The 10,870-nt window shown below is 65.5% G+C and carries 10 protein-coding genes; 3 read left to right on the top strand and 7 right to left on the bottom strand.

Annotated elements, in window-relative coordinates:
- Positions 1-59: 59 nt before the first annotated feature.
- From ABEA06_RS01610 to dinB, 6 genes are all read right to left on the bottom strand, one after another.
- Positions 60-1,913 carry a peptidoglycan D,D-transpeptidase FtsI family protein gene (locus ABEA06_RS01610; protein WP_345310345.1) on the bottom strand — a complete coding sequence of 618 codons (1,854 nt, stop codon included), beginning with the start codon at positions 1,911-1,913 and terminating at the stop codon, positions 60-62.
- An 89-nt stretch (positions 1,914-2,002) separates the two neighbouring features.
- Positions 2,003-2,629: a hypothetical protein gene (locus ABEA06_RS01605; protein ID WP_303381773.1), complete on the bottom strand. Its 627-nt coding sequence runs from the start codon at positions 2,627-2,629 to the stop codon at positions 2,003-2,005.
- Complete coding sequence (gene rsmH, locus ABEA06_RS01600; RefSeq protein ID WP_303381774.1) at positions 2,626-3,609, bottom strand: 16S rRNA (cytosine(1402)-N(4))-methyltransferase RsmH; 984 nt, start codon at positions 3,607-3,609, stop codon at positions 2,626-2,628. The genes ABEA06_RS01605 and rsmH overlap by 4 nt, the downstream gene beginning before the upstream one ends.
- Positions 3,610-3,812: 203 nt before the next feature.
- Entirely contained in the window at positions 3,813-4,244 is a 432-nt protein-coding gene (mraZ, locus tag ABEA06_RS01595; RefSeq protein ID WP_303381775.1) for a division/cell wall cluster transcriptional repressor MraZ, read from the bottom strand.
- 224 nt (positions 4,245-4,468) lie between these two features.
- Positions 4,469-4,855: a DUF3040 domain-containing protein gene (locus tag ABEA06_RS01590; RefSeq protein ID WP_303381776.1), complete on the bottom strand. Its 387-nt coding sequence runs from the start codon at positions 4,853-4,855 to the stop codon at positions 4,469-4,471.
- 50 nt (positions 4,856-4,905) lie between these two features.
- Entirely contained in the window at positions 4,906-6,174 is a 1,269-nt protein-coding gene (gene dinB, locus ABEA06_RS01585; RefSeq protein WP_345310344.1) for a DNA polymerase IV, read from the bottom strand.
- Positions 6,175-6,359: 185 nt separating this feature from the next.
- On the opposite strand from dinB, the gene ABEA06_RS01580 reads away from it, so the two are divergent.
- Positions 6,360-7,472 (top strand): polyprenyl synthetase family protein, encoded by a 1,113-nt coding sequence (locus ABEA06_RS01580; RefSeq protein ID WP_345310343.1) that lies wholly within the window; start codon positions 6,360-6,362, stop codon positions 7,470-7,472.
- Between the two features lie 2 nt (positions 7,473-7,474).
- On the opposite strand, the gene ABEA06_RS01575 is transcribed toward ABEA06_RS01580, so the two are convergent.
- Positions 7,475-7,867, bottom strand: a complete 393-nt coding sequence (locus ABEA06_RS01575; protein WP_345310375.1) for an Rv2175c family DNA-binding protein — start codon at positions 7,865-7,867, stop codon at positions 7,475-7,477.
- Between the two features lie 136 nt (positions 7,868-8,003).
- Between ABEA06_RS01575 and ABEA06_RS01570 the strand changes: the two genes are divergently transcribed.
- Positions 8,004-9,128, top strand: a complete 1,125-nt coding sequence (locus ABEA06_RS01570; RefSeq protein ID WP_345310342.1) for a lytic transglycosylase — start codon at positions 8,004-8,006, stop codon at positions 9,126-9,128.
- On the top strand, positions 9,121-10,860 hold the full coding sequence (gene pknB, locus ABEA06_RS01565; RefSeq protein ID WP_345310341.1) for a Stk1 family PASTA domain-containing Ser/Thr kinase: 1,740 nt from the start codon (positions 9,121-9,123) through the stop codon (positions 10,858-10,860). The genes ABEA06_RS01570 and pknB overlap by 8 nt, the downstream gene beginning before the upstream one ends.
- Positions 10,861-10,870 lie beyond the last annotated feature (10 nt).

Raw genomic sequence — 10,870 nt, 5'->3', positions numbered from 1 at the left:
CGAGTGTTCCCCACTCGCCCGGGCCGGTACTTACCGATATATCACCTCGTCGTGCGAGTTTATCCGGCCGTCTCTTCCCGAGCCGGTGCAGGCCACGTTTGCTCCAACGCGTTCGACGGCGTCACCGAGCGATCCAGATTGTCCGGGACCTCCTTGGTGATGGCCACGGGATCGCTGGTGGACGGGGGAACGTTGTAGTGATGCAACACCTGCTCCATGATCGTGGAGAACGTCTCGGTCACGCCGATGGTGTGCACATCGCCCTCGGGCCGCTGCAGCGTGATCCCCACGAGGTACTGCGGATCCTCCATGGGTGCGACGCCCACAAAGGATGTCGTGTAACCGTCGTAACCGCCCTGGTCACTGGGGGCCTCTGCGGTGCCGGTCTTACCACCCACCCGGTAGCCGGGTACTGCGGCTTCCTCGGCGCCGCCCTCGGTGACCACGGTCTCCATAACGTCCAGGGTTCTCTGGGCGGCGTCCTCGGAGACCACTCGTTTGCCTTCCGGCTGTTCGGAGGTGGTCACGGTGCCATCGGCCTGTTCCGTGGATTCCACCAGTCGGGGTTCGATCAGAACGCCGCCGTTGGCGACCGCTTGGAAAATGGAGGCGGTGCGCAACGGGCTCTGGGACACACCCTGGCCGAACAACACCGTGAACTGTTGCCGGAAATCCCACTCGTCCGCCGGCGCGAGAATGCCCGACGTCTCACCCGGGAGTTCGATACCCGTGGACTGACCGACGCCGAAATCCGCCATGTAATCATGCCGGGTCTGCTTGTCCATCTTGGCTCCCATGATCACCGTGCCGGTGTTCATGGAGTCGGCAATGATGCCGGCCACGGTGCGGTTCTGGGTGTCGTGGTCAAAGGCGTCCGTGATCTTCTCGGAATCGATCTGCAAGTTCGGTGGCACCGTGATCTCGGTCTCGGGATCCGCGATTCCCTGGTCCATCACGGCGGCCGTGGTCAGGATCTTCTGGGTCGATCCCGGCTCCACGGCGTGCGTGACGGACCGGACGCCCAGGTCTTGCGAATCCGCCTCTCCGGGCACATTGGGATCCACCGTGGACGAATCCGCCATGGCGAGAACCTTGCCCGTCTTGATGTCCATCACCACGGCGCTGCCCCATTCGGCATCGAGTTCCTCGGCCCGCTCGGACACGGCCTGCTGCGCGAAATACTGGACGTCGCTGTCCACGGACAGTTGCACGTCCGCGCCGTCCTCGGCAGCTTGCAGTTCCTGTGGCGCCACGGGGATCCGAACGCCGTCCCCGGAGATTTCGTACCGGCGTTCACCGTTCACCCCGCGCAACTGCTCGTCCTGCGTTTGCTCGATACCGCCCAAGGCCTCGTTGTCACCACCCAGGAACCCCACGATGGAACCACCCACCGCACCATTGGGATAGCTGCGCTGGAAGGTCGGCTGGCCGAAGACATAGGGCAGGTTGAGGTCTTGAATCTTTCCGTACTGCTCGGGAGTCACCCCGCGGGCCACGTAATTGAAGGTCTTGTCCCCGTCCAGAGCGTTCTTGACCTCGGTGTCGGGGAGACCCAGGGCATCGGCTATGTCGTACACGGCCTGGGTGGGTGTCACCTGCTCGGTGGACTGATCGTCCTTGACGCGGGTGAACTCGGCGACCGCTGTCTGATCCACCGTGATGTCGTAACGCTGCAGGGTTCTGGCAAGAACCTTGCCGTTCGTGTCGCGGATATCTCCGCGCACCGCCGGGATGACTTCCGTCTGGGTCCGGCTCTGCGCGGCAGCCTCCGCACGGCCGGTGGGGTCCAGTCCCTGCACCCAGAACAGCTTTCCCGCGACCACCAGAAGTAGCGCCAGCAGCAGGGCGATGCCCACCTGCGCGCGCGTCCAACGCGGTCGCCAGGACGCGGTTCTGGTTGCGGGTGATGACACGGTGAATCCTCAATTCCTAGGGTCAGAGAAGTGGGCTACCTCCGAAGGTCCGGCCGTGTTCCGGCTCCGTAGCCGGAACTGCACGAAGGTTACTGTCCGGGCTCACGCTGTGCAGGTGCCGGGACGGAGCCTCCGTTGAGGCTCTCCTCCTGCTGGGCCTGCTGTTGAGCCTTGCGATCGGCGGCCTTCTTCGCGGCCTCTTCCTTGGCGCGCTTTTCCGCACGTTCCTCGGCGGCCACCCGAGCGCTCTCCGCGGCTTCGGAGCCCTTCATCTCGGCAGGAGGCACCAGAATGTCCTGGGTCTCACCCTTTTCTGCCGCGCCCGACGCCGCAACAACGGCCCCGCTGCTCAGCTGAATCGTTCCGATGTCCTGAGCCTGAACCATTCCCAGATCGTTGGCGCGCGCGGCCAGGTTCTGAGGGGCGGCGTTGGCCTCGATGTCCTGGGTCAGGGCTTCGTTCTCCTGAGAAAGTGCCCGTTCCTGAATGGTGAGTTCCGTGAGTCGATACTGCCCCGAGGAGATCTGGATGTTGAGGAACAAGATGCCCATGAGCGCCGCGGCCAGGGCCAGGGCACACATCACCACGGTCGACACGCGACTGCGGCGAACTTCGCGGTGCGGCACCACCGACAACGGGGTGCGCGGTTGCGGCGTGTGTTCTTCTTCCCCGGGGGTCGATGGGGGCGCCGGTCGTGTCATAGCCGCGCTGCTCATCGTGTTCTCCCTGAGTTCATGGTGGTGCGTATTTTCTCGACGGCCCGCAACCGAGCAGAGGCAGCTCGGGGGTTGGTTGCGGTTTCCTCCTCGGTGGGCCTCTCGGCCCCTCGGGTCAGAACCTTGAGCGTGGGCTGGTGCTCCGGCAGCTCGACGGGGAAGCCCTTGGGTGCCGTGGACCGCGCTCCGCGCGCAAATTCTTGCTTTACAATTTTGTCCTCAAGTGAGTGGTAACTCATGGCGACGACACGCCCGCCGACCCGCAGAGTTTCCAATGCGGCGGGAATGGCACGAGCCAGAACATCAAGTTCTTCATTAACTTCAATGCGCAGGGCTTGGAACGTCTGCTTTGCCGGGTGCCCCTTTTTGTGCTGGACACTCAGGGGGACCACGCTTTTCACCACGGTCACGAGCTCGCCAGTGGTCTTGAGCGGCTTCACCGCACGCGCCGCCACAATGGCTCGCGCGATCCGCGGGGCAAAGCGCTCCTCACCCCAATTGCGCAAGATGTCGCGCAACTGGTCCTCGTCGTACTCGTTGACCACGGTTTCCGCCGTGAAGTCCGCCTGAGAGTTCATGCGCATGTCCAGTGGCGCGTCGAATGAATACGCGAAACCCCGTTCACGTTCGTCCAATTGCAAAGAGGAAACACCCAGGTCGAACAGGACACCGTCCACCATCTCGACTCCCGCGACCGCAGCGGCGTCCGCAATGTTGTCGTAGGTGGTGTGGATGCTCAGGAAGCGATCCCCGAAGCGCGCCAAGCGCTGTCCCGCGAGTTCCAGGGCTTGTGGATCTCGGTCGATCCCCACCACGGTGAGGTGGGGGAAACGTTCGAGCATGGCTTCTGTGTGGCCACCCATCCCCAAGGTGGCGTCCAGGGCGACGGGTGAATCAACGTCGAAACCGGGAGCGAGGAGGTCCAGACAGCGATCGAGCAGCACCGGTACGTGGCGCTGCTCAGCTGGTGTGTCCTGCATTCGGGCTCCTGATCTGCTCCGGGTTCAGCCCTGGCCGCTGTCACCCGCGTGATTGACGATGTGTGGTCTTCCGCGATCCGGTTACCAGATCCCCCTCCGCCACTCGCCACTCGAATCCGGCCTGACTCGGGGGAAGTCGAGTCAGGACGGTGACGTGGGCGGCTGGAGATCTCATATCCGGTGCGCGTGCGCTGCGGTGAAAATCAGAACAACCCCGGGATCACCTCTTCTTCGGTGTCCGAGAACGCTGCCTCCTTCTCATCCAGGTACTGCTGCCACGCCTGCGCATCCCAGATCTCCGCGCGGCTCCCTGCGCCGATCACGGCGAGTTCTTTTCCGAGCCCGGCGTACGTGCGCAGTGCCGCGGGAATGGTCACTCGACCTTGCTTGTCCGGTACCTCATCCGAAGCGCCGGACAGAAAAACGCGGATGTAGTCCCGTGCCTGCTTGGACGATAACGGTGCCGCTCGCATGTGTTCGTGCACCCGGGCGAACTCCTCCATGCTGAACACGTACAGGCAGCGTTCCTGCCCGCGGGTCAGTACGAGTCCGTCCGCCAGTTCGGCCCGAAACTTGGCCGGAAGGATCAACCGGGCCTTCTCGTCGAGGCGTGGCGAATATGTTCCTAGAAACATCTCCACCGCCTTGAGTCAGGGGTCCAGCCGCACCCTCGTTCCTCTATCGCGCTCCACTTTACTCCACTTGCCTCCACCGTCAACGCAGCGCCTCCCCGGCCCCGGCCCGTCAAGGGTTCTGGCGTGTCCCCGCCAGTTTTCGGGCAAAGAAATACTCCCCGGTCGCGGACCGAGGAGTGGAAAGAGGGGGTACGAGGAGGAAAGTGGGGGGCGTGGGGCGGGGGTTAGTTTCCGCCACCCTGATTGCGCTGATCCCACTTCTGCTCGAGGTTCTGCAGGAAGCCGGACGAGGACTTGGTGCTACCGCCGCGCTTGGTACCGGAGGGTTTGGCGTCCGCAAGGTCTCCCCCGGCCGGAATGAATGCCACGTACACGCCCACTCCCATGACGATGAAGCCCAGTACACCCAGAATGATCAAGTTGGCGGCCACACCCGCCAGAACGACACCCAGACCGACCACGGCAATCACCACGCCCAGCACCACGTTGCGCTTGGACCCGCGCCCACGCGTGGGCTCAGGCTGCATGGTGGACGCAAAACGCGGATCTTCTTGGTGCAGTTGCTTCTCAAGCTGCGCCAGAAGCTGCTGTTCGTGCTCGGAAAGGGGCACGTTTCCTCCTGAGTGTTGAAGTGAAGTTGACCGCGAAACCCGGAAAATCATCACGTGTCATCAAGGATATCCTTTGCGGCCTGGTTTGGCACGGCAGGGCCCAGGAGTTTGGCCGGGCGAAGCACTCCCGGGCCGAACCTGTGATGAACTCGGTCCATGGCCTGCTCGGCTGCCCCCCATTCCTCCTCGCGACCGTCCAGGCTGAGCTGCAACGCGTCACCGGAGGCCGCCAATTTTTCAGCGCGAACTCCCAGCAACCTGACGGATTGTTTCCGTGGCCCCACATGGTCCAGCAGGGCTGTGGATTCCGCGTACAAATCATGGGCTGACGTGATGGGATGACTCAGGGTCCGCGAGCGCGACACGGTGGAGAAGTCCGCGTACCGCAGTTTCAGCCCCACGCGTTCCGCGCGGAGCCCGTGTCTGCGTAACCGAGCCGCAGTGTCGTGGGACAGCCCCAGGAGCACTCGTTTGAGCTGAGCGGTGTCCGATATGTCGCGGTCGAAAGTGCGTTCCGCTCCCAGGCTCTTTTCTGCACGCACGGGCGTCACCGCGCGGGGGTCGTGACCGTTGGCGAGTTGATGCAGATGGTGGCCTGCGGCGTCACCCACGAGTGATCGGAGACGAGTGACGGGGGTGGCTGCGATATCCCCCACCGTGCTCAGCCCGGCACCCTGCAGAACGGCGGCCGTTCGCTTGCCCACTCCCCATAGTGCGGTTAAGGACAGCTGCGCCAGGAATGCCAGGGTGTGCTGCGGTTCCACGATCAGCAGGCCGTCCGGCTTGCAGTGGGCGGATGCGATTTTGGCAACCGTTTTGTTCTCTGCCACACCCACTGAGGCGGTGAGTCCCGTGCGGTGTTCGATCTCCGCACGAATCCGCCTGGCGATAACGGCCGGCGGCCCGAGCCGACGGATTGCCCCGGAGACGTCCAAGAAGGCCTCGTCCACGCTGAGCTGCTCAACGCGGTCGGTGATTTCACGGAACATGGCCATGACCAGCCCTGAGTACTGCGTGTAATCCTCCCGGTGGGGCTCCAGGATCACGGCATGTGGACACGCCGCACGGGCCTGGACGAGAGGCATGGCTGAATTCACGCCGAATTTCCGCGCCTCGTACGAGGCGGACAGCACCACGGATCGGGGGCCCAGACCCGCCACGATCACCGGCTTGCCCCGGTGCTGGGGTGTCCGCAGTAGTTCGACACCCACGTAGAACATGTCCATGTCCACGTGCAGGATGGCGCAGCGGCGGTACCGGTCCAGTTGCTCCGGGGACGGGCCTTGCGCGGGCTCCGTGGACAGTCTCGACTCACCCATTGGCTCTGCCCTCCCCGTGGTCATGGCTGCGGTGAACCGCGGTTTCGTCCGCCGCGATGCCACCAGCCTATGCAGCGCCTCAGACACGCAAGGACCCTGGGGTGCCCCGCTAGGCTGGAGTGGTGCTCCACGCCCGTGGCGGGGGCAGCCATCACCAGACCACCAGCACACGAGGTGCCCGCCGTATGACCGAGACGCCAGAATCCGCAGCCGCAGCAGGTGCCGAGGACGCACAGTTCTCTCGGGCGCTCACCGATCAGCTGGCGGAGTTCTTCGCGGTGGAGCGCCAGCGGGTCACCCAGATTTCCCCGGACGCCCCGCGGCTGGTGGACTCCATTGAACGGCTCACCTCCGGTGGCAAACGATTGCGCGCTCGGCTGTGTTACTGGGGATGGCGCGCAGCCGGCGGCGGGTCCCCGGCGCCGGCCATTGTGCACGCGGCCGCCGCGTTGGAGTTGTTTCAATCCGCGGCACTCATCCACGACGACATCCTGGATCGCTCCGACACCCGCCGCGGACAGCCCAGTGTGCACCGGGAGTTCGAGCGGGTACACACACAACAGGGCTGGCGTGATGACGCCGCGCACTTCGGTGTCGGTGCCGCGGTGCTGACCGGGGACTTGAGTTTGTCGTTCTCCGAGCAACTGTTCGCTCAGGCCTGCGCGCAATTACCCCGCGACGACGAGCGCTCGGCACGAGCCATTTTCGACACCATGCGCACCGAGGTCATGGTGGGTCAATATTTGGACGTCCACGCCGAGGTCGCCCCCGCGCCGGACGATCCGGAGGAGCAGCTGGCTCGTGCCCTGGCCGTGCTGCGCTACAAGTCGGCCAAGTACTCGGTCGAACACCCGGTACGAATCGGCGCCGCACTGGCGGGAGCGGACGAGCGGTTCGTGGCTCACTGCTCGTCCTTCGCGCTGCCCGTGGGAGAAGCATTCCAGTTGCGCGACGACGTCCTGGGGGTTTTCGGTGATCCGGAAACCACCGGCAAACCCGCCGGTGACGACATCAGGGAGGGTAAGCGCACCGCACTGGTCGCCCTGTGCGCCAGGGGCGCCTCCCGGGCAGAGATCGAGTGGTTGGATTCTGCCCTGGGCCGCGCCGATCTCAGCGAAGACGACGTAGAACGAGCCCGCACACTCATGACCGACAGCGGGGCGCTAGGACACACCGAAGTTCTGATCGGTGAACTCGTGGCCACGGCCGAGCAGCAGCTGGCAACGCTCCCCACGAATGAGGTGGCCCGCGCCGGACTGCGCGCGCTCGCGGACGCCGCGGTGCGGCGCAGCCGGTAAGGCTACCAGCCCAGGGCTTGCGCCCGGCGTCGGACCTCGGTCTTGCGACCCTCACGCAGCGCGTCCACGGGACGGCCCGGAAGGGACTCGTCGTCGGTGAAGAGCCAGCGAATGGCCTCCTCGTCCGTGTAGCGGGCGTCGCGCAGCACCGAAATGGTGCCCTTGAGAGCGTTGAGCGGCTGGCCCTCCGCCATGAACTCCGCCGGAACCACGCGGACGCCGTCGGAGGGGCGGCGGACCTCCAGGAACTCTCCCTGGTCCATCATGCGGTGCACCTTGGTGATCTGGATGTCCAGGGCCTGGGCGATATCGGGCAGATACGTCCACTCCCCCACCAAGGAGTCAAGTTCGGCAAAGGTTTCGGCGCTGATCTCGGATGAATGATTCACGGACAATACTTTGCCACGGTTGGCGGTCAGGTTCATGTCTTCAACTCGTCCGGCCAGGTCAGGTACTCTGGAGACGCTGTCACGGCTCCCGCGAGTCGGTGGCCTTCCCCCTCACCCTCGTACTTAGGCAGGAAGCACGAACATGCCGGTTGAGCCACCAGAACATCGCCCGTCCGCCCGGTCCGCGTGGGCGCGCAGGGCCACCAAGGGCTCCGCTGTCACCGCGCTGGCGGCTCTCTCCGCCCTCGGTTCCCTGGGCGCGGCCCACGCGCACTCGCCGGTGACACCTCAGAACAATGCGGCCTCCCAGCATGCTCACACGCGGGGCGAGATCACCGTGGCCCCCGGTGATTCCGTGTGGTCCCTGGCCACCAAACACGGCGTGACGGTGACCGACATGATGAACGCCAACAAGATCCCGGCTCACGCCATGGTCCGCCCCGGGGATCGCCTCGCGATCCCCGGTCGGCCCAAAGAACATACCGAGGCCGAGCCCGCCGAGCCGTCGGAGCCCCGGCCTCCGAGCGCGCAGCACACCGTTGCCCCCGGGGACACCGTGTGGGACCTCGCCGACCAGCACGGGGTCAGCGTGGTCGAACTGCAGCGAGCGAACGACCTCGACGCCTCCTCGTTGCTGCGGCCGGGGCGCACGCTCACCATCCCCGGCTCGCAGGCCACGCCCCAGGCCGCCGACGCCGCTCAGGCGCCCGCCGCGGCGTCGGCGACCGAACCCGCACCCGAGCCCAAGGCGCCGGAGGCTGCGAAGGCGGCACCCAATGCCGCCGTGGACGACACGTTCGCCGGGAGAACCTATCCCCAGCACGTGGTGAATTCGGCGAACGAGCACCACGCCGAGTTGCAGAAGCGGGAGCTGCCGTCCCAGGAAGCCCTGCAATCCCTGGTCCGAGAGACCGCTGAGTCAATGGGCGTGGAACCCACGTTGGCGCTGGCTCATGCCGCTCAGGAATCCGGTTTCCAGCAGGGCGTGGTCTCCCCCGCGGATGCCGTGGGAACCATGCAGGTCATCCCGTCCGCGGGAGAGTGGGCGTCCCAGCTGGTGGGTCGCGATCTGGACCTGTTGGACGCGCGCGACAATGTCACCGCCGGTGTGGCCATCATCAAGGAACTCCAGGACAAGACGCCGTCCAAGGAGATGGGTATCGCCGCGTATTACCAGGGTCTGCACGGTGTGAAGACCTATGGTTTGTTCTCGGACACCAAGGACTACGTACGGGCGGTTTCCGCTCAGGAAAAACGATTTGCCTGATCATTCTCAGCAGGACCGCCTGAGCGGCACGTTGCTGGACCGGCGTTACCGGATCCAGCGGCGATTGGCCACGGGCGGAACGGCCTCCGTCTACGTGGGGTTGGATGAGCGCCTCGACCGTCCCGTGGCGCTGAAAATCATCCACGGCCACTACGCGCACGACCCCAAATTCGTGGAACGCGCCCAGCGTGAGGCCAAGGCCGCCGCACGCTTGCACCACCCCAACGTGGTCGCCGTACTGGATCAGGGTCACACGGAGGACGGCGTGGTGTACCTGGTCCTCGAGTACGTGGACGGACCCACTCTGCGCCAGGTGATTGCCCGCGAATCCCCCATGACCGCGCGCCGCGCCCTGGAACTGTTGATCCCCGTGCTGCGCGGCCTGGCCCAGGCGCATCGCTCCGGCATGGTCCACCGAGACATCAAACCGGAGAACGTGCTGTTGACCACCGGCGGGGACGTCAAGGTGGCGGACTTCGGTTTGATGCGCGCGGTGGACGAGCACACCTCCACGAGCAGCACCATCCTGGGCACGGTCGCGTACGCCGCCCCCGAACTCGTGGGCCACGAACCCGTGGATCAGCGGTGCGACGTGTACGCCGTGGGCATCATGACCTACGAAATGCTCACCGGCTCCCGGCCTTACACCGGCACCGCACTGCAGGTGGCCACCTCCCACGTCAGTCGCGACGTCCCCGCACCGAGTCGCACGTCCCACGGGATCCCTGGCAGCCTGGACGAGTTCGTGCTGCGCTGCACCGCGCGCGATCCAAGGGCCCGCCCCGCCGACGCCGCCGCCCTCCTGGACCTTGCCCTCGCAATTCAACGGTCGTTGCCACCCGTAATTGATTCGGCCTCGCTGGATCAGCCGACCGACCTGATTCCCCCGTCGGATGAGACCCAGTCATTGCCGCGGTCCGCTCCGGCGTATCGGACTGTTCCGGCCGCCGGCATTTTGCCCCGGGAAGACCTGGATGCAACCCGGACCGTGGCCATCACGGCGGCAGGCTCCACCGCGCATCGCACGCCGGAACAACCCCGCGTCATGCTCAACCCACAACCCGAACCGCTGCACCTGGCCATCGGCGCCGTGCTGTTCGTCCTGTCTCTGGCCCTGGCCGGGTTCTTGGGCTGGTGGCTGGCCTCCGGGCCGGGGACCGCCGCCGCCACCGTGCCCGATGTGTCGGGTGTGCCCGTGGCCACTGCGGAACGCACCCTGGACGCGGCCGGGATCAGCAACGTGGGCGTGCACACGGCGACTAACGCCCAGATCCCTGCCGGGTCCGTGATTGCCACGGATCCCGGGGCATCCTCCCAGGTGCGCGGGATCGAACAGGTGGTGTTGGTGGTTTCGGAAGGTCCGGCCCAGTTGGACGTGCCGTTGTTCGAGGGCATGTCCCTGGACGAGGCCCGCAACGCAATCAGCCAGGCGGGTTTCTCCGTGGGCGCCGTACAGTCCCGGTTCTCGGAGGAACCCGAGGGCACCGTGGTGGAGCAGCAACCGGCCTCGGGGTCCAAGGCCGAAGAGGGCTCGGCCGTGGGCCTTACCGTCGCCACGGCCAGCCCCACGGAGGAGGTTCCCAACGTGGTCGGTCAGACCGTGGATTCCGCACGGGAGTCATTGGAGGAACTGGGATTCACCGTGGAGGTGAACCGCCCCGTGGGATCCACTCTGGACCGCGTGATTCACCAGCGCGAGGACGGCGACACCGTGATCCTCACGGTGTTCTGAGGACGATTCG

The sequence above is a fragment of the Kocuria gwangalliensis genome (assembly GCF_039544365.1).
Taxonomy (GTDB): Bacteria; Actinomycetota; Actinomycetes; order Actinomycetales; family Micrococcaceae; genus Kocuria; species Kocuria gwangalliensis.
This window is presented reverse-complemented; position numbering and strand designations above follow the sequence as displayed.

Excerpts from the sequence above, each read along its gene's own strand:
- ABEA06_RS01605 (WP_303381773.1), bottom strand. The coding sequence starts at position 2,629 with ATGAGCAGCGCGGCTATGACACGACCGGCGCCCCCATCGACCCCCGGG.
- rsmH (WP_303381774.1), bottom strand. The coding sequence starts at position 3,609 with ATGCAGGACACACCAGCTGAGCAGCGCCACGTACCGGTGCTGCTCGAT.
- mraZ (WP_303381775.1), bottom strand. The coding sequence starts at position 4,244 with ATGTTTCTAGGAACATATTCGCCACGCCTCGACGAGAAGGCCCGGTTG.
- dinB (WP_345310344.1), bottom strand. The coding sequence starts at position 6,174 with ATGGGTGAGTCGAGACTGTCCACGGAGCCCGCGCAAGGCCCGTCCCCG.
- ABEA06_RS01580 (WP_345310343.1), top strand. The coding sequence starts at position 6,360 with ATGACCGAGACGCCAGAATCCGCAGCCGCAGCAGGTGCCGAGGACGCA.
- ABEA06_RS01570 (WP_345310342.1), top strand. The coding sequence starts at position 8,004 with ATGCCGGTTGAGCCACCAGAACATCGCCCGTCCGCCCGGTCCGCGTGG.